General features: G+C 59.1%; 13 protein-coding genes and 3 tRNA genes. All 16 read left to right on the top strand.

Going from position 1 to position 19,702, the window contains the following annotated elements; all coding sequences use genetic code 11:
- The first annotated feature begins 171 nt into the window (after nt 1-171).
- The 16 genes from dnaN (at nt 172) to DXC79_RS01735 (ending at nt 19,639) form a co-directional block, all read left to right on the top strand.
- Nucleotides 172-1,275, top strand: a complete 1,104-nt coding sequence (gene dnaN / locus DXC79_RS01810) for a DNA polymerase III subunit beta (protein ID WP_099432409.1) — start codon at nt 172-174, stop codon at nt 1,273-1,275.
- Nucleotides 1,276-1,284: 9 nt separating this feature from the next.
- Nucleotides 1,285-2,391 (top strand): DNA replication/repair protein RecF, encoded by a 1,107-nt coding sequence (locus DXC79_RS01805; protein WP_117634715.1) that lies wholly within the window; start codon nt 1,285-1,287, stop codon nt 2,389-2,391.
- Nucleotides 2,378-2,941 (top strand): DciA family protein, encoded by a 564-nt coding sequence (locus DXC79_RS01800; protein WP_117634713.1) that lies wholly within the window; start codon nt 2,378-2,380, stop codon nt 2,939-2,941. Before DXC79_RS01805 ends, DXC79_RS01800 begins: the two co-directional genes overlap by 14 nt.
- 105 nt (nt 2,942-3,046) lie before the next feature.
- Nucleotides 3,047-5,077 carry a DNA topoisomerase (ATP-hydrolyzing) subunit B gene (gyrB, locus tag DXC79_RS01795; RefSeq protein ID WP_117634711.1) on the top strand — a complete coding sequence of 677 codons (2,031 nt, stop codon included), beginning with the start codon at nt 3,047-3,049 and terminating at the stop codon, nt 5,075-5,077.
- 41 nt (nt 5,078-5,118) lie between these two features.
- On the top strand, nt 5,119-7,830 hold the full coding sequence (gyrA, locus tag DXC79_RS01790) for a DNA gyrase subunit A (protein ID WP_199408621.1): 2,712 nt from the start codon (nt 5,119-5,121) through the stop codon (nt 7,828-7,830).
- 298 nt (nt 7,831-8,128) lie between these two features.
- Nucleotides 8,129-8,205: transfer RNA gene (locus DXC79_RS01785), tRNA-Ile, on the top strand.
- 67 nt (nt 8,206-8,272) lie between these two features.
- Nucleotides 8,273-8,348, top strand: a tRNA-Ala gene (locus DXC79_RS01780).
- Between the two features lie 4 nt (nt 8,349-8,352).
- Nucleotides 8,353-8,429 (top strand) — tRNA-Ile (locus DXC79_RS01775).
- A 158-nt stretch (nt 8,430-8,587) separates the two neighbouring features.
- The gene (locus tag DXC79_RS01770) at nt 8,588-9,088 is read left to right on the top strand and encodes a bifunctional nuclease family protein (RefSeq protein WP_117634709.1); all 501 of its coding nucleotides are present in this window, start codon (nt 8,588-8,590) and stop codon (nt 9,086-9,088) included.
- Nucleotides 9,089-9,121: 33 nt separating this feature from the next.
- Nucleotides 9,122-9,478, top strand: a complete 357-nt coding sequence (locus tag DXC79_RS01765) for a hypothetical protein (protein WP_147327465.1) — start codon at nt 9,122-9,124, stop codon at nt 9,476-9,478.
- Between the two features lie 30 nt (nt 9,479-9,508).
- Nucleotides 9,509-9,958 (top strand): hypothetical protein, encoded by a 450-nt coding sequence (locus tag DXC79_RS01760; RefSeq protein WP_089572580.1) that lies wholly within the window; start codon nt 9,509-9,511, stop codon nt 9,956-9,958.
- A 117-nt stretch (nt 9,959-10,075) separates the two neighbouring features.
- Nucleotides 10,076-11,914, top strand: coding sequence for a translational GTPase TypA (gene typA, locus DXC79_RS01755; RefSeq protein ID WP_006235837.1), 1,839 nt, complete (start codon nt 10,076-10,078; stop codon nt 11,912-11,914).
- 424 nt (nt 11,915-12,338) lie between these two features.
- Nucleotides 12,339-13,184, top strand: coding sequence for a hypothetical protein (locus DXC79_RS01750; protein ID WP_117634705.1), 846 nt, complete (start codon nt 12,339-12,341; stop codon nt 13,182-13,184).
- Complete coding sequence (locus tag DXC79_RS01745; protein WP_117634703.1) at nt 13,178-16,084, top strand: Spy0128 family protein; 2,907 nt, start codon at nt 13,178-13,180, stop codon at nt 16,082-16,084. Before DXC79_RS01750 ends, DXC79_RS01745 begins: the two co-directional genes overlap by 7 nt.
- Nucleotide 16,085: 1 nt before the next feature.
- Nucleotides 16,086-17,720, top strand: coding sequence for a SpaA isopeptide-forming pilin-related protein (locus tag DXC79_RS01740; RefSeq protein WP_233502933.1), 1,635 nt, complete (start codon nt 16,086-16,088; stop codon nt 17,718-17,720).
- A gap of 125 nt (nt 17,721-17,845) precedes the next feature.
- A complete protein-coding gene (locus DXC79_RS01735) occupies nt 17,846-19,639 on the top strand; it encodes an isopeptide-forming domain-containing fimbrial protein (protein ID WP_117634699.1) in 1,794 nt (597 codons plus the stop codon).
- Nucleotides 19,640-19,702 lie beyond the last annotated feature (63 nt).

Raw genomic sequence — 19,702 nt, 5'->3', positions numbered from 1 at the left:
GGTGATGAAAAGTTTTGCGCAGGTTTTGAACGTGGAAAACCACCCCTGTTGCACACAGGTTGCTGTCGATTCTCTTTCTGGGTCTGACCTGCGTCTTTGGGAGTAATCAACAGTTTCGTCAGTGCTATTACTATTATTAAGATATTTATATCTATAGAAAGGTATTAAAAGATGAAGTTTACCGTCAGCCAGAGCTCGCTTACACAAGCCATCGGCGTCGTTATGAAGGGTGTCGCTTCGGCATCCACCCTCCCCATCCTGTCGGGCGTGCTCGTTAAGGCCCAAGACGGCATCTTGGAATTCCAGACCTCTAACTACACCATCTCGATCCGTCATCGCATCGCGGCGCATGTCGAAGAAGAGGGCGAGATGGTTATTCCCTGTAAGATGCTCTCCAATATCACCAAGACCCTCCCCGATGCCCCGGTCACCTTTGAGCTGTCCGAGCGCCAGGTGCTGATTGGTTGCGAGAAGAGCTCTTTCCGCCTGAACACGCTCGATGCCAATGACTTCCCCGAGTTTCCGGCCTATGCCATCGAGAGTGCCGTGGAGCTGCCGACCGATGTCTTGTCCGAAATGGTCGGCCGCGTGTGGCGCGTCACCTCGACCGACAAGGCTCGCCCCATCCTGGGCGGCGTGCACATGAAGGTCGAGAACAACACCGTACGCCTGGTAGCGACCGATTCCTTTCGCTTGGCCGTGTGCGATACGCAGGTCGAGACCTCGACCCTCGAGGGCTCCTTTGAGCTCAACGTTCCGGCTGACGCCTTTAACGACGCGCTGAACATCATGGCCAGCCAGGCGACCATCATGATCGGGGCTACCGACACCCAGGTCGTCTTCGAGGCCGGCAACACCACCTACGTGTCGCGCCGTATCGAGGGCGTGTACCCCAACTACAAGCAGCTCATCCCCGATTCGTGCGTGACGAGCGTCAAGATCGACGTCGCCGCCTTTAACGCCGCCCTCAAGCGCGTGGCCGTTATCGCGAGCGCCAACCCCGCCGTCAAGTTCGAGATCGATGTCGAGAACGGGCAGATGGGCCTGTCCTCCATTTCCAATGACCAGGACCTTGCGCAGGAGACGATCGATGTCGAGGCCGAGGGCGAGTCGGGTACCATCGCCTTCAACTACCATTACATCTTCGGCTGCCTCAATGCCCTGTCCAAGGAGAAGGAGATCACGCTGGAGCTCAAGAGCTACTCGCAGGCGGGCATCTTTAAGTCCTACGACAAGATCAACTACCTGTACCTGGTCATGCCGGTCCGCATCTAGCGCTGCGCCATGACCATGTTCGCCCGCGATCTTTCCGTCGCGCACTACCGCAGCTTCGATAGCTATCGCCTTGCCCTGGACGAGGGCGTGACGATACTTGCGGGACCCAACGCGGCGGGAAAGACCAATCTCATAGAGGCGCTGCAGCTGCTGACGAGCGGCGCCTCGTTTAGGCATCCGACCGCAGCCGAGCTCGTCCATGACGGCGTGGGCTCGTGCAAGGTCGAGCTGAGGATCGAGGGCGACGGCCGCGTGCTTGATATGGGATTGAGCGCGGAGGACGGTAAGCGCTCGTTTAGCCGCAACGGCAAGAGATGCTCTGCCGCCGGTGTGCGCGGGGTTCTGCCGAGCGTGCTGTTTTGCCCCGACCATCTGGACATGGTTAAGCGAGGCGCCAGTGTGCGCCGAGCCGCCCTCGATGACTTTGGCATGCAGCTGAGCGCACGCTATGCCGATCTTGCGAGCACCTATGGGCGCTGCGTGACCCAGCGTAACGCCTTGCTCAAGGAGACCTGGTGCTGCCGCGAGATGCTCGGCGCGTGGAACGATTCGATTGCCCGCGCGGGCTCGGCCCTGCTCGTGCACCGGTTGGCCCTGCTCGACCGGCTGGCGGGCCATGTGCACACTGCCTACGGGCAAGTGGCGTCAGGTGAGACCGCCAACGTGACCTATGCGTCCACGCTGGGGGATTTGCCCCAGGTCGAGGATCGCGAAGAGCTGAAGGGCTGGGCGTACGAGCGCATGCTGGCCGCCCTTGACGAGCATGCCGACGAGGAAATTCGCCGCGGCGTGACGTTGGTGGGACCGCATCGCGACGAGATCGAGTTCACCGTGGCTGGTCGCTCCGCCCGTTCATTTGCCAGCCAAGGACAGCAGCGCACGCTGGTGCTGTCCTGGAAGGTGGCCGAGGTTGCCGTGGCTCGCGATGTCCTGGGCACCGCCCCACTGCTGCTTCTGGACGACGTGATGAGCGAGCTCGACGGCGAGCGTCGCGGCGCTTTCCTGCGGCTGATCGGCGATGATATCCAGACGGTCATAACTACGACCAACCTGGGGTACTTTACCGATGACCTGCTTGATCGAGCCAAGGTGGTGAGCATGGGTGAGACGTGCTAATTACGAGCGCGAGAGCGAAACGGTCGCCTTCAGCGGGTTTTTGAACGCAGAGCGCCAGCGCATCCTGGCGGCTGCGACCCCTGAGCGCCGTGCGCAGATGGAGGCCGCCGAGGAGTCGCGCACGGTCTATCGCGCATGGAACGCGGTGTGCTCGGGCACGCGCGAGGGACGGCATGTGACGGGACTGCGCTACCTGCCCGAGTCCAATGAGCTGCTGGTGTATCTCGACTCGCCCTCGTGGACGCAGGAAATGACGTTGTTGCGCGAGATCATCCGCGCGCGCATGGAGCGCGCCGGTGCGCATGTGGACGGCCTGGTGTTCAAAACCACCGCGCCCGGTCACACGCCGCCCGCCGCCAAGGAGCGCCTGCGCCCGGCGACGACCGAGCGATCGCCGGCCCCGCACGCCGACCTAAGTGAGGCCGAGCGTACCGAGATCGAGCGCCAAGTGGCGCCCATCGAAGACCAAAAACTGCGCGAGGCCCTCGAGAACGCCATGAGAGCCAGTGCCGAGTGGGCCAAGGGCGTGCAAAGCAAAAAAGAGCCTTAAATCGCATCTGGTGGCCTTGTAGAGCCAAATACCCTCGTTCCCGAGGGTATTTTTTTACGATAAACTAGTAAGGCTATACACATTTTCTTGACTGAAGGAGGACGTGTGGCAAACGAAAACGATTACGATGGCGGCGAGATTAAGATTCTCGAAGGTCTCGAGGCCGTTCGTAAGCGCCCGGGCATGTATATCGGCTCGACGAGCGCCAGCGGTCTGCATCACCTGGTGTGGGAGATCGTTGACAACTCCGTCGACGAGGCCATGGCCGGTTTCTGCACCGAGATCCAGGTGACGGTCCACGCCGACAACTCCATCACGGTCGTCGACAACGGGCGCGGCATCCCCGTCGACGAGCACCCTGTTAAAAAGATCCCGACGCTCGAGGTCGTCATGACGATCTTGCACGCCGGCGGTAAGTTCGATAACTCGGCCTATAAGGTCTCGGGCGGCCTGCACGGCGTGGGCATCTCCGTCGTCAACGCGCTGTCCAAGCGCGTGGTCGTTCAGGTTCGTCGCGATGGCAACACCTACGAGATGGAGTTCTCGCGCGGCAAGACCGTCAAGAAGATGGAGGTCGTGGGCACCTCGGATTCGACGGGCACCACCGTCACCTTCTGGCCCGACGACGAGATCTTCGAGACCTGCATCTACGATTTCGATACGCTGCACAACCGTCTGCAGGAGACGGCGTTCCTCAATAAGAACCTCAAAATCGTGCTGACCGACGAGCGCGAGGCGACTCCCCACGTGGAGGAGTTTTGCTACGAGGGCGGCATCATCGACTTCGTCAAGTTCCTCAACGAGGGTAAGGACGTCCCCGAGGCCTTTAAGGAGCCCATCTACATCGAGGGCAAATCGGACCCGGATGCGCCCGTGGCCAAGATGGGCGAGGTCGAGGTTTCCCTGCAGTGGAACAGCGGCTACGGCGAGAACGTCATGTCGTTTGCCAACGACATCTACACTCCCGAGGGCGGCATGCACCTTGAGGGCTTTCGCACCGCGCTCACCCGCGTGATCAACGACTACGCGCGCAAGCAGAACCTGCTCAAGGAAAAAGACGCCAATCTGACCGGCGACGATGTGCGCGAGGGTCTTTCGGCCGTTATTTCGGTCAAGCTGCCCGACCCGCAGTTTGAGGGCCAGACCAAGGCCAAGCTCGGCAGCTCCTATATGCGTGCGCTCACGCTCAAGATCGTGACCGACGGCCTCGCCGATTACCTCGAGGAGCATCCCAAGCCTGCTCGCGAGATCGTCAAGAAGGCGCAACAGGCCTGCAAGGCGCGCAACGCCGCCCGCAAGGCGCGCGAGGCGACCCGCCGCAAGAGCCTGCTCGAGACGGCATCCCTGCCCGGTAAGCTCGCCGACTGCTCGGTGCGCGATGCCGAGCTGACCGAGCTCTTCATCGTAGAGGGCGACTCGGCAGGCGGTTCGGCCAAGGACGGCCGTCGCCGAGACATCCAGGCGATTCTGCCCCTGCGTGGCAAGATTTTGAACGTCGAGCGCGTTGGTGACCATCGCGCGTTCTCGAGTGACACCATCCAGTCGCTGATTACCGCGATCGGCTGCGGCGTCACGACGAGTGCCGGCGACGGCGGCGACTTCGATATCACCAAGGCGCGCTACCACAAGATCATCATCATGACCGATGCAGACGTCGACGGTGCGCATATCCGCATTCTGCTGCTGACGTTCTTCTACAAGTACATGCGTCCGTTGATCGATGCCGGCTACGTCTATGTTGCCTGCCCGCCCATCTTTGGCATTAAGGTGCGCAACAAGATCCACTACGTGTATCCCAACGGCCGCCAGCCCGAAGACGAGATCCTGCGCGACACCATCCAGAGTCTGGGCCTGAACCCCGACGACAACGACGAGGCCGGCAAGGCCAAGGATGGCAAGATCACCAAGAAGCGCAAGGGCTATACCGTCCAGCGCTACAAGGGCCTGGGCGAGATGGACCCCAAGCAGCTTGCCTCGACGACGATGGATCCCAAGACCCGCATCCTGCAGCGTGTGTCGATCGAGGACGCCGTGGTGGCGGACCGCGCCGTGCGCGAGCTGATGGGTTCCGAGGTCGGCTATCGCCGCGAGTACATTGAAAAACATGCGCATGACGCGCGTTTCCTTGACGCTTAAGAGGAGGTAACGTGGCAGACGATATCAACAATAACGAGGGTATGGGCGAGGCCGGCGATGCCGGCATGCCCGACGATCTGAAGCGCCTGCTTGCCCGTGCTGAGCAGGGCGAGGACGGCGATCCTGACGCCTATAACCCCGATGCCGATGATGACGAGGAAGAGGACGACGACGGTGAGCTCGAGGAGAGCTTTGGCGAAGTCGATCGTGGCGCCTCGGCCGGCGAGGATATAAACGGCGGCCAGCTCCAGATTTCGGAGTTTGGCCGCGAGATGAAGCAGTCATTTATCGAGTATTCGATGTCGGTCATCACGGCGCGCGCCCTGCCGGACGTGCGCGACGGCTTAAAGCCGGTGCACCGCCGCATCCTGTACGCGATGAACGAGAGCGGCATCTACCCCAACCGCCCACACAAGAAGTCGGCCTGGACGGTCGGCGAAGTTATCGGTAAGTACCACCCGCATGGCGACTTCGCGGTCTATGAGGCCATGGTTCGCCTGGCGCAGTGGTTCTCCATGCGCACGCCGCTCATCGACGGTCACGGCAACTTCGGCAACATCGACGGCGACGGCGCGGCAGCCATGCGTTACACCGAGAGCCGCCTGGCCAAGCCCGCCATGGAACTGCTGCGTGACCTGCAGAAGGATACCGTCGACTGGCAGCCCAACTACGACGAATCGCTCGCCGAGCCCGTGGCACTGCCTGCGCGCTTCCCCAACCTGCTGGTCAACGGTAGCCAGGGCATCGCCGTCGGCATGGCCACCAACATCGCCCCGCACAACCTCACCGAGGCGATCGAGGCCACCTGCTACCTGATCGACAACCCCGACGCCACCGTCGACGAGCTCATGCAGATCATGCCCGGTCCGGACTTCCCCACCGGCGCCATCATCATGGGCAGCGCCGGCATTAAGCAGAGCTACGAGACCGGCCGCGGCTCCATTACCGTGCGCGCCAAGGCTCACGTGGAGTCCACCAAGACCGGCCGCAGCCGCCTGGTCTTTACCGAGATTCCCTACATGGTCAACAAGGGCACCCTGCAGGAGAAGATCGCCCAGCTCGTCAACGACAAGCGCATCGAGGGCATCTCGGACATGCGCGATGAGTCCAACCAGAAGGGCATTCGTCTGGTCATCGAGCTCAAGAAGGGCGTCATTCCGCAGGTCGTGCTCAACAACCTGTATAAGTACACCTCGCTGCAGACGACCTTCGGCGCCAACAACCTGGCGCTTGTCAACGGCGTTCCCAAATGCCTGAGCCTGCGCGAGATGCTGCAACACTACATCGACCACCAGGTCGACGTCGTCACTCGCCGCACCCGCTTCGACCTTAAGAAGGCTCAGGCCCGCGCGCATATCCTCGAGGGTTACCTGATGGCCCTTGACCATATCGACGAGGTCATCAGCATCATCCGTTCCTCGCAGACCGATTCCGAGGCCAGCAGCCGCCTGATCGAGCGCTTTGGCTTTACACCCGAGCAGACCACGGCCATCCTCGAGATGAAGCTGCGCCGCCTGACCGGCCTGGAGCGCGACAAGATCCAGGAAGAGCTGGACGGCCTGCGCCGCGCCATCGCCTACTACGAGGACCTGCTGGCGCACGAGGAGAAGATCCTGGGCGTCATTAAGGAAGAGATGCGCGAGATCTCCAAGAAGTTTGGCGATAAGCGCCGCACCGAGATCAGCCAGGTCGAGAAGGACCTGGACGTCGAGGACCTCATTGCCGACGAGGACATGGTCGTGACCATCACCCACACCGGCTATGTCAAGCGCATCCCGGTGGCCGCCTACCGCGCCCAGAAACGCGGCGGCAAGGGCGTGTCGGGCGTCAACCTCAAAGAGGACGATGTCATCGACGAGATGTTCATCGCGTCCACGCACGAGTACGTGCTGTTCTTCTCGAGCAAGGGCAAGGTCTATCGCCTGAAGGTGCACGAGCTGCCGGTGGGTACGCGCCAGGCGCGCGGTACCGCGATCGTCAACCTGCTGCCCTTCGAGGAGGGCGAGAAGATCGCGAGCGTCATCAGCTGCCGCGAGTTCCCTGCTGACGAGTACCTGATGTTTGCCACCAAGAGCGGCATGGTCAAGAAGACCGTGATGAGCGCATATGACCGCAGCCGTCGCGACGGCCTGATCGCTATCAACCTGCGTGACGACGACGCGCTGCTGAACGTGCGCCGCGTGCGCGAGGGCGACAAGATTATCCTGGCCACCACCGCGGGCAAGGCGATCATGTTCTCCGAGGAGCAGGTGCGCGCCACCGGCCGCGATACCAGCGGCGTTCGCGGTATCGGTATGAAGGACGGCGTGAGCGTTCTGGGCATGGAAGTCACTAACGGCAACGGCGATCTGTTCGTCATCACCGAGCGCGGCTACGGCAAGCGCACGCCGGTTGCGGACTACCCGGAGCAGAATCGCGGCGGCCAGGGTGTCTACACCATCCAAATGACCGAGCGTAAGGGTAACCTCGCGGCCATGAAGACGGTGGGCCCGCAGCACGAGCTGTTCATCGTGACGGAGGGCGCGACGGTCATTCGCGTCAAGACCGACGAGATCAGCCAGACCGGCCGCGCCACCCAGGGCGTCAAGATGATGACCGTCGACGACAACGACCGCATCTGCGCCGTAGCCCGCATGACGGCAGCCAAGGAAAAACCCGAAGGCGAAGGCGCCGAGGCCGCAGCCGACACCGAAGAGGCCCCAGTCGACCTAGGCGACGGCAACGACATGCCAGAGGATCTCCTAGACGAGTAAGAGGCCCTAGCTGGTAGAAAATATCAGACCCCATATATCGGCGGTCGGCGCACCTGCGCGCCGACCGCTTTTTTGACAAGCTTGGAGCCCCGTGTCAGACGGCTGGGCGAGATGGGTTAGGTTTGTCGCGAGTTCCGCACGCAAAGAAGGCCACTTAATGTGGCCTTCGTCTTGCGCAGGACTGCCCGAGCAGCAAACCTAACCTATCTCGCCCAGCCGTCTGACACACCCCTCAAAGATTTTCAAAAAAGTTGTTGACGCGCGCGTAACGACTCGTCTAATATATCCCTTGCGCGATGGACCTGTAGCTCAGTTGGTTAGAGCGTCCGGCTGATAACCGGGAGGTCACAAGTTCGAATCTTGTCAGGTCCACCACTTTCTTTCGCAATAAACACCCCAGCGAGAGCCGAGTCGCCGCTGGGGTGTTTATTACTGTCTCCGTGGGGGTTTAGCTCAGCTGGGAGAGCGCGGGCTTTGCAAGCCTGAGGTCAGGGGTTCGATCCCCCTAACCTCCACCATGATGGACCTGTAGCTCAGTTGGTTAGAGCGTCCGGCTGATAACCGGGAGGTCACAAGTTCGAATCTTGTCAGGTCCACCATCAAAACTGTGAAGAGCCCTGGGGCGTTGCCTCGGGGCTTTTTTCTTGTCTGCGATAAATCTCATTTTGGTTTTGTGTGCTGTGCGAAAGATTGGGTAGTATAGCTATTCAATGCGGCGGGCTGCCGCGTGTTAACCGCTACGTACCGGAGGTGTTCCATGGTTCGTGTCGACATAGAGACCATCGTCATGGCCGCCGGTCCCGTGCCATCGCTTATCGTGCTTCGTGAGCGCAGCAGCAAATCGGACTCGCCCGCGCCGCTGCGTTCCCTTTCCATTCAGACTGGTTCGTTTGAGGCTGCGGCAATCAGCCGTGGCATCGATAGCGGCCGAGCCGAGCGCCCGATTACCCATGACCTGTTGCTCGATACTGTTGGCGCCCTGGGCGCCAAGCTCGAGCGCATCGAGATCGTTCGCGCCGAGCCGCCGGTGTTCTACGCGACGATCGTCGTACTGGCCGATGGTGACGAGTGCAAGATCGACGCCCGTCCCAGTGATGCCATTGCTCTTGCCGTGCGCAGCAATGCCCCCATGTTTGTGGAGGACGACATCATGAATCGCCTGGGCACTGTTTCTACCCACGCCGAGGAAGTCGACGACGAGCAGGAGTTCGAGAAGTTCGACGAGTTCGTCCATACGCTCTCCCCCGATGATTTCTAAATGCGGGGCGGCCAGGATGCGGAGTGTTCGCTGATGGCCGGCGGTATGTCGGCCGAGGCGGCTGCGATCGCCCGCGAGGCCCAGATGCGCTCGGAGGCTTCTGAGGCGGCTCGCATTGCCTATGTGACGCAGGCCCGCACGCTTCGCGAACGCCGCGGCTCGTTTATCAAGATGGTTGTCATCTCCGCCCTTGTCGCGGCAATCTGCTCGCGCCTTCGTGGTACAGTTGGTGCGCTTGGGTTTTCGATCTCTACGGGCCTCGTGATCTGGGGCGTGGTCGATGCGGTAATGCTGACCAGTCAGATCAAGGTGCTCGACAAGCGCGCGATGGATATGATGCGCGCCCGCGACGCTGCCGCCAAGATCGCCGCCGAGGCGCAAGAACTGTAACGACGCCAGACTCGATGGGAAGGTCTAAAGATGGCACAGGATATGCAGGACGCCGGTAACGTCTCCGCCGAGCTCGACGCCATGGTGTGTGACCTGATCGGTGCGTTCTTGGACGACCTGGCCGCCGGTGAAAACCCTGGCGTGGTCGTGGCAATTGAGGATGCCGCTTCCAACCGTTATCTGGCGGCGCTCGATGAGGATGGCGAAGAGGCGTGCCTCGAGGCGGCTACCAACTTTATCTCCGAGCACAAGATGGGTCTTAAGGACGAGGGCCTGGGCCGTATCGCCCGCTATGCCATCGGCTACACCGGCTGCGTTGAGATTGACGGCGGCTATCACGATGCTCTGCTCGTGAGCTTCTTCGAAACCACGCTCGAGAGTGGTTTTTCGGCATACGTGCTGTATGAGGGCATGGGTGCCGGCGATGGTTTTATGTGGAGCGACCCTGAACCTGCAGGTGAGGAAACCCCTCTTATCTAAAATCGCTAAAATAAACGAGTTTTCGGTAAAAGGCTCAATATTCCCGCTGAGCGTTGTGTTGCTGGGCGGGTCGCATACGCGTGCCGTTTGTATATGGATAGAAGATAGGGGAACTACATGCGCGTAGACAATCTGAGGAACATCGCCATCATCGCCCACGTCGACCACGGCAAGACGACGATGGTCGACAAGCTCCTGCGTGCCACGGACGCCTTCCGTGCCAACCAGCAGGTCGAGGACCGCGTCCTGGACTCTAACGACCAGGAGCGCGAGCGCGGCATCACGATTCTCGCCAAGAACATCTCTATCGAGTACAAGGACGTCAAGATCAACGTCATCGACACCCCGGGCCACGCCGACTTTGGCGGCGAGGTCGAGCGCGTGCTGCGTATGGCCGACGGCGCCCTGCTGCTGGTCGACGCCTTTGAGGGCCCCATGCCCCAGACCCGCTTCGTGCTGCGTCACGCTATCGACACCGGCCTCAAGATTATGATCGTCATCAACAAGATTGACCGTCCGGGTGCTAACCCCGAGAAGGCCTACAACGACTGCCTCGACCTTATGGCCGACCTGGGCGCTACCGACGATCAGCTCGAGTTTGCCATGGAGCACGTGGTCTACGCCAGCGCCATGAATGGCTTTGCCCGCCTTGACCCCAACGACGGCAACATGGACATGTACCCGCTGCTCGACATGATCATCGACGACATGCCCGCACCCGAGGTTGACGAGAACGCCCCGCTCGCCATGCAGTGCGTGACCATCGACCACTCCAACTTCGTCGGCCGTATCGGCATCGGCCGCGTGTACTCCGGCACCATCCACCAGGGCGACCAGATCCTGGTTGTCAAGAACGACGGCTCCAGCGCCACCGCTACCGTCAAACAGCTCTTTACCTTCGACTACCTGGGCCGCACCGAGTGCCAGGAAGTCGGTGCCGGCGACATCGCTGCCGTCGTGGGCATCGACCGCACCGATATCGGCGATGTCTACACCGATCCCGAGAACCCCGTTGAGCTCGAGCCCATCGAGATCGACCCGCCGACCCTGTCCATCGTCTTTGAGGCTTCGACCTCCCCGCTCGTCGGTCGCGACGGCGACATCGTTGGTGCCCGTCAGCTCAAGGAACGCCTGTTCAACGAGGCCGAGAACAACGTGACCATGAAGATCGAGGAGCTCGAGGACAAGAGCGGCGTCGAGGTCTCGGGTCGCGGCATCCTGCACCTGTCCGTTCTGATGGAGTCCATGCGTCGCGAGGGCTTTGAGTTCCAGGTTGGCCGTCCCCGCGTTCTGTTTAAGAAGGACGAGAACGGCAACAAGATGGAGCCCGTCGAGCAGGCCGTCGTCGAGTGCCCGGACGAGTACTCGGGCAAGGTCGTTGAGGTCTTCGGTACCTCCGGCGGCATCATGACGAGCATGGATACCTCGGGCATCGTGACGCACCTCGAGTTTAAGATCCCGACCCGCGGCATCATGGGCCTTAAGAACCGCATCATGAACGTCACCCACGGCGAGGGCGTGTTCTACCACACCTTCTTGGAGTATGGCCCCTACGCCGGCGAGATCGGCAACCGTCAGAACGGCGCTATGATCTCCATGACCACCGAGAAGGCCGTTGCCTACGCCCTGGGCACGCTGCAGGAGCGCGGCCAGCTGTTTGTTGAGCCGGGCACCGAGTGCTACGAGGGCATGATCGTGGGCGAGCGCAGCAAGGCCGGCGACATGGTCGTCAACATCGCCCGCACCAAGAACCTGGGCAACCAGCGTTCTTCGACCTCCGATATCTCCGTCCAGCTGGTGCCGCCTCGCACCTTCTCGCTGGAGGAGGCGCTGGAGTACATCGCCGACGACGAGCTGGTCGAGATCACTCCCAAGAACATCCGCCTGCGTAAGCGTCTGCTCAACGCCACCGACCGCAAGAAAGCTGCCGTTCGCGCCGGCCAGGTCAACAAATAAGCGCTGGGCTTTATAGCGACTAACAAGAAAGGGCGTCGACCATCGTGGTCGGCGCCCTTTTTTGGTGTAAGGGGAAAGGTTCGTTTGCACCACAGCTGAGGCGACTATCCCTCTGATCGGCTTTTCGGTCAAAGTTAAGTTGTTTAAACATATACACGAATCATTGAAATGCAACTGCTTTGATACAAAACCGTTAACAGGTAAATACCAACTGGTATTAAATTAAAAGACCTCTTTACCTGCGGTTTACATGACTGGTATCTATATTGTATGTTATGCATTGTGGCATAGACGAACCGTCTTAGAAGTTGCTCCCCAGTGGGTTCTTGCAATGCGCTAGGTAGGTTCTCGTTGATGTTGGGGTTGTGTTCGATCCGACGATTCGCCGTATTCCACACTGTGTTGTAGGAATTAGGGGACAACTATGGACGCACACCGCTCACGGTCGCTGGGTATGGCGGCCCTGATCTTCATTCTAATTGGCCTCACCGCCGCAGTGTTTCACGGTGCAGCCCCCGTGCGCGCCGATGACGTGACGACGCCGACGCCGATTGTGATCAACGGCGATACGGCAACGGTTGAGGTCAAGTTGTATACCGATGAGAACCATAATAAGCCTTTGGGCGGTACTGCCGTAACGTCTACTTCGAAGCTCTATGGAGCTTTCTCGGCACGGTTCATAAGCGGTAAGGCGCCTACGCCTCAGAACTACATCGCTGTCTACAAGCTCCCCGATACCATAGTCATTGACGATAACGCCGGTGGCGACCTCATGGAGGGTCCGGAGGCTACTGCCGAAAAGGCTGGTACGTGGGAGATCAAGGACAATAAGGTCATCTTTACGTTTGATAAGAGCTGGCTTGACAAAAACCCTGCGGAAATTGTTGTCGGAGCCAATTTTTCATTTGAGTTAGCAAATAAGAACGCTGGCTCGGACAGCAGTACACCTATCAAGTTCCCCGGTGCGGGATCAATCAATATTCCAACTACGGATGGCGCCGTCAAAGGGAAGAAATCGGGAGCCTTCTCCCAGGGAGCCGACGGCGTGGCCAAGGTCACCTGGTCTGTTAAGCTCACCGTCGAGTCGTACGCTACGAACGTCAAGTTCACTGACGTGCTGGGTGACAACTTCAGCTTCGTGAGCGGCAGCTTCACGCTCGATGGCAAGAAGCTCGATCCGCAGCCGACGATCGACGGTCAGACTGCGACCATTGACAATCTGGGCAACCTTTCCGGGGGGAGCACACGATCACGTATGAGACGGTGCTGAAGAGCGGTGTCTCCGCGGGTAACGGCGAATTTGTCGACGAGCAGGACGCATCCAAGAACACGGCAACGTGGGAGTGGGGCAGCTCGAGCGATCGCCAACACGGCTCTGTGACTGTTGCTCCCAGCAAGTTCCGCTATGACATGATCAACAAGTCCAACGGCTCGGGCACGCCGTCCGACATCACGTGGACGGTCACGCTCAACCAAGGTGAGCTCAAGGCCGATATGAGCGGTTACACGTTCACTGACCATCTGGACGAAAAGCAAACGTATACGGGGAACTATACGGTTTATAAAGGCAGCTCGGGGTCGACTGTTCTTGCCACCGGCGAGCTCGATCAGTCTGAGAAATCCTTTACCTACAAGTTCTCGGACAACCTTGAGGATAAGTACATCACCTATCGCATTGTTTATCACACCAAGATGAATGAAACGGGTTCGTATGACACCGTGCGCAACAGCGCAACGATCGAGCACGATGGTTCCGTTTCCGGCACTGGTAAAGGTGAGTTTACGCCGCAGTTGGTGGACACACCGATCACCAAGGAACTCGTGGGTCGAGAGAACGCTTCAACAACTGGCGAGGCGAAGTGGAAGACGCGCGTGGCGCTGAAAGCTATTGTCAATGCGGCCAACCTTGATAAGGTGACGGTGAAGGATACGTTTCAATCGGCGTGGAAACAAGATATCGGTGTTGATGTCAACTCAATAAAGATCAAGATTGGCAAAACTGAGCTAGTTCGAGGCGACGACTGGAAGCTGACGACAAATGAGTTGAAAGATGGAAATAACGTCGTACAGAAGGATGGGCACAAAAGAAACTTCAACCTCGACATAAACATTAACGACAAGGTGAAGGCGGCTCTCGCGAACGAGGATTACGCCGACATCACGTACACTACCACTTCTGATGCGCTGCCGGGCTGGTACTCGAACTTCGCATCTGTTACGGTGCCGGGGCAGAATGGCGGTTGGCCGTACTACACCGATAGCCCAATGTATGTCGTCAACAAGGAAACGACGCCCGCGGTCGAGAAGCCGGAAGCTGAGACGAAGGTAACTTGGAATGAAAAATTCGACTGGAGTGACGTCGACGACTCGGACGAGAAGGGCGCATGGATTGTCGAGTGGACGGTGTACGCGAACCGTCAGAAGAGTGAGGTCGGAGAATACTATGGAGCCGGAAAGCTCGACAGCAAACCTCTGAATATCGTCGACACCCTTCCGAACGCTATGAGCTATGTCGCGAATTCCGCAAAGTTCACGCTCGTACAGAATCCCTACGATCTGCATAAGGGCCTTGGGCGTGGAGGCGAGGCCAAGGAGGTCGTTACGGGTCAGACGCTTGCCGCCGGCAACGTAAAAAACGACGGCAACACGGTCACCTTCTCCATCCCTACGACGGAGCTCGGCGAATATGCTGGTTACGCCAAGCTTACATATCAGACGGCGGTCAAGCGCGGCGAGCTCGACACCTCTACGAACGAGGTGAAGTTCACCAACACCGCCAGCGCCGAGTCGGGAAGCAAGAAGTTCGAATCCGGCAGCGGCACTGTCACTGTCAAGAACAACGTAATCAAAAAGACTGGTGAACAGGTTAGTAATAGCAATCGCATCAAGTACACCATCTTGGTTAACGAGTCTGCCGTTGCTCTTAAAAATGGCACCGACTTCCTTGAGCTCGTCGATACCATGGATGCCAAGTGCACGTTGGTGCCGTCGACGCTTAAGGTCTATGAGTGCGTGAACGGTGGCTGGGTTGCGCTGTCCCAGAAGGACTATTCGTCTAAGATGGAGCAGGTTCCAGACAATACTGGCGCGCGCACGAAGTTGACGCTTGATGTGCCCGACAAGAAATACCTTAAGGTCGAGTACGAGGTTATCCCGACCGGAAACCCCAATGATAAGGTGCCTCTTTCCAATACCGCAGAACTTACGGGCGTGACGGAAGGCACAGCGATCGACGATCAAATATGGACCATCCAGAGGGCTTCCGCCAGTGCGGGTGGCAATGGTTACGGCATCACGATGACCAAGTACGATGCGCAGCAGGTTGGAGCGACGCTAGGGGGAGCTGAATTCACGCTCTATAGCGTGAACATGGATCAGGTCGCAACGGTAGGTATCGAGAATGCAAGGACTAGGTTTGAAACCGCTAAGACCGACGCCAATGGCAAGATCTCATTCGGTACAAGAGACAAGGCGATGAGCAATTGCGTGCTCTACCAGCTCGTGGAGACGGATGCGCCCGAAGGCTACGCTGTGGCAAGCCCCACGTGGATCATGCTCAAGGGCAGCGCGAGCGACGATGAATACCAAGCAGCGCTTACTAAGGCAAAGAACCTCGTCGTCGACGCGGAGATCATCGGTGACGCCAAGAAGGACGAGATCTGGGTCTACGACAATCGTTTGGCGGGGTCTGCGGTCATCAAAGCGAAGAAGGTGCTCGACGGTGGCACCTTCAAGGCGAGGCAGTTCTCGTTCGCGCTCAAGAACGCCGAGGACAAAGTGTTCCAGACGGCGACCAATGACGCAGAGGGCAACGTCTCCTTCAACGTCAAGTACAACAAGGCCGGCGAGTATCGCTACACCATCTCCGAGGTCGTCCCCGAGGGTGCCGAGAACAATGTCAAGGACCACATCGCCTATGACACGACCAAACATGAGGTTAAGGTTGTCGTGACTAATGGAGAAGGAGAGCTAAGCACCGAGGTCACCTACGACAACGGCTCTACAACCCCACCGACCTTTACCAATAAGTATTCGACCACGCTTCCCGAGGCGGGCGGGGCTGGCTTGACTATGACGTATCTGGCCGGCGCTTCGATGCTGTGTTTTGCTGCGACATGGATGCATGCTCGTTGCCATCGCGATCGGGATCGAGGTGGTAGTCGTGAGTAAGATGCTTCGTCATTTGTTGAACGTTGTGGTAATAGCCATGGCTGCCGTCTTCTCTTTCGCGATTGCCCCTGGGGCGGCCCATGCTGCCGACACCGGAGCCATTACGGTGGACGGTACGGTTGCGACGCGGTATGACGCGTACCAGCTCCTTTCGGCGACCGTTGTCGACGACGCCGATACTGACCAAAAAATTGCAACTGACGTAACGTGGGCGAATGATGCCGTTCGCCAGGCCGTTCTCCCCGTGCTTCATGATGCGGGGCTCGACAGCACGGTCTCGACGGCGCAAGTGGCTGCCGAATGGATGAATGCCGACGGACACATGACGACCGCGCTGGCGGCAAAACTCGCCAGAGCGATATGCAATACCGGTGCCGTGTCTGTGGCCCTTAAGGCGGGCACGGCGGCCGAGCTGCCCTGCGGCTACTGGCTCATCGTCGCCGACGACGGCGCCGTCGCCCAGAACGAGGCCGGCACCGCGCCGATCATGGCTCTGGTCGGCGGCAGTGCGGTCGCCGTCAAGCCCAAGGCCGCGACCCCCAAGGTGGCCAAGCACGTGCTGGAGGACAGCGCCGCCGCATGGCAGAAGGCCGCCGACGCCACGGTCGCCGACGACCTCTATTGGCGCCTGTCGGCCACGGTCCCGGCCGGCCTCACGGCCTACGACACCTACGCGGTGCAGTTCGTCGACACCATGAGTGCGGGGCTCGATCCCTCCAAGGTGGCTGCGAGCATGCGCGTGTACGTGGCGGCGGGCGCGGACGGCGGCTTCGACGCCGTCGCATGTGAGGGCGGCAATGCCAGCTCGGCGCCGGCTAAAGGGTGGACAGACATAACTTCACAGTGCAAGGTCTCGGTCGAGGGCAATGCCTTCATCGTGCGCACCGGCGACCTGATCGCCGCGCTCGGCGGGGCCGACGCCTTTACCGCGGGCGCCCGCGTGGTCGCAGTGTACAACGCGCCGCTCAACAGCGCGTGCAACCACGGCATCGCGAAGGGCAACCCCAACGAGGTCTACCTGCGTTACCCGCGCTCCCCCCTCGCCGGCCAGTCCGGCGACGCCGGCTTCACCCGCACGCCGAGCGATGACGCGTGCGCCTACACCTGGGGTCTCAGTCTGATCAAGCGCTCAAGCTCAGACGATAAGCCGCTCGCGGGCGCCAAGCTGCGCATCATCGATGACCGCGGGCGCATTCTAACGACTGACGGCTCGTGGTCGACGGATGCCGACGCGTGCGTCACCACGGGCGCGGATGGCCATGTGGAATTGACCGGTGTGGACGCGGATGTCTACACCGTCGAGGAGGTCGCGGCTCCCAAGGGATACACCGCCTTTGAAGGCAAGCGTACGGTGACGGTTACGGCCGAGGGCCTGGACGTTAAACAGGTGGCGGCCGCGAAGCCCAAGGTGACCGTATCGGTCGAAAGCCCTCTGCGGGTTGATACTGCCGATGCCGGGACGGGTTTGATTGAACTTTCGGTGCTCAACACCCCAAGTAAAGAAGTAAGTCGAGGCTTTATGCCCTCGACGGGAGATAGAACGTTGGTGCTGGTGGCGGTTTTGGCTGCCATCGGAGTGGCGGCTATTGTTGCCGCGCTCGTCATCAAGCGGGGAGGAGGTCGCCGTGAAAAATAATTGTCCCCCCCCCCCTTGCTCAATGGTGTACTGCCTCCGTAACGAGTGGCGCGCAGGCCTACCGACCTGATGATCATTGGTTTTGAAAAAGTTACTAGAGAACCCTCCAAGAAAGAGGACCAAACATGAAGACAACCAAGAACATCGCCCGCCTGGTAGTAACCGCCGGACTTACTGCAGCGTTGAGCTTCGGTGGAGTTATGGCGCCCGTGAGCATGGCGTTTGCTGTTGAAGGCGCGACGACTGAGGCCAATAGCATTACCATCAGGCAAAATGCAAAAAATACGGATGCCACGAACCAGAACAAAAAGACTCAGTTTGTTGCCTATCAGATTTTTAAAGCCAAGGTGGTTGATGGAGCTGGCTCAGGCAACAAGGTCGCTTCTGATGTCGAATGGGGCGCCAATGTGACACCTGACACTCGGAACGCCATTATTGCTGCTATTCAGGGCAGCACTGGCTATGACTCCACTGATCCGAAACTTCCCACTGAAAATCCCACCGCACAGGATGTCGCCGAGTGGATGGCCGCAAATCTCCAGAGTGCTTCTGGGGTCGTGAACAATGGCGATCTGCTCGATAAGATTGCCGACTTGCTCAAGGACACTACACCCACCAAGCCAAAGGGGGCCACTAGCGCTGCTTTCGCCGCGGATGACTCGGTTTCTTTTGAGAACTCTGGCTATTATCTCTTCCTGACGGACGATAGTTCTATCGGTACGGAGAACAACTATTCCAACAAAAGGCAGACAGGCACCTCGCCGATCTTCGCTGCCGTGGGTGGTGGCGCCGTCGAGGTTGAGGAGAAGATTGGCATTCCTACGGTTACAAAGAAGATTAAAGACGACAAGCCCAGTAGCGATTGGGCCGACAAGGCTGATTCTCAGGTTGGCCAGGTTGTTCACTATCAGCTGACCGGCACCGTTGCCGAAAATGTTGCCTCGTTCGACACCTATTACTACGAGTTCCACGACGAACTCTCTGCCGGTCTAATTGCCGACGAAAAGTCGGTCAATGTTACGGTTTATGCGAATGACCACGATACGACCGGAACTGAGGTTCAACTTCCTGTTGGCGCGGTTAATTACAATACGACTGAAAACAATAATCTTCTGACGATTAAGTTTGATGATCTGAAGACTGTGACCGCCAAAGGCGGCTCCTCTGCTATTGGCATTACTAAGGACTCCAAGGTCGTCGTCACTTACACCGCAAAACTCAATCCCGCGAAGACTGAGAAGGTTACCGTTGGCGGCAGAGGTAACGACAACGAAGTTAAGCTCATCTATTCCAACAATCCCATGAGCGGAGGAAAGGGTGAGTCTGTGCCCGACACCGTTCGCGATTACACCTACGCGCTCCAGCTTGTCAAAGAGGACTTTGACGACAACAACAAGAAGCTCAAGGACGTTGAGTTTACTATCAAGGCCACGGGCGCCGATGAACTTGAATCTGGCACTGCGGGCACGCAGTTTGTTCAGGAGAACGGTTCGCTTGGCGTTACTGAACACAAGTTTAAGACCAATGGGAATGGTGAGATCAGCGTAACGGGCCTCGATGCCGGTACCTACACGGTGCACGAGGTCGAGGGCAGCAACCCTGGCTACAACACGTTGGACGACTTTACCTTCACCATTACCGCCGAAGGCCTTGGTGAACTCGAGGGCGAGACGCTCTCTGAAAACGCCGCTCCGAATACGCTGAACGTAACCGCGGGAACGAATCGCCCCACTTGGGTTACCCCGTCAGTCGACGGCGGCACCGTCACCCTTATCGTCAGGAACAAGAAGGGTTCCAACCTCCCGCTGACCGGTCTCAACGGCGTGACCTTCACTTGGATTGCTGGTGGCGCGGTGCTGTGCATTGGTGTGGCGCATCTCATTCGTAGCCGTAAGCGCGATGACGGTTCTGAGGAGTAATCGTTCGCCTCGAATATCAACACGAGACATGAAAAAGCGGGGCATCCGGTCGAATGTGATCGG

It is taken from the genome of Collinsella sp. TF08-11AT (genome assembly GCF_003437035.1).
GTDB lineage: Bacteria > Actinomycetota > Coriobacteriia > Coriobacteriales > Coriobacteriaceae > Collinsella.
The sequence above is the reverse complement of the archived record's forward strand: the minus strand, read 5'-3'. Positions and strand labels throughout refer to the sequence as shown.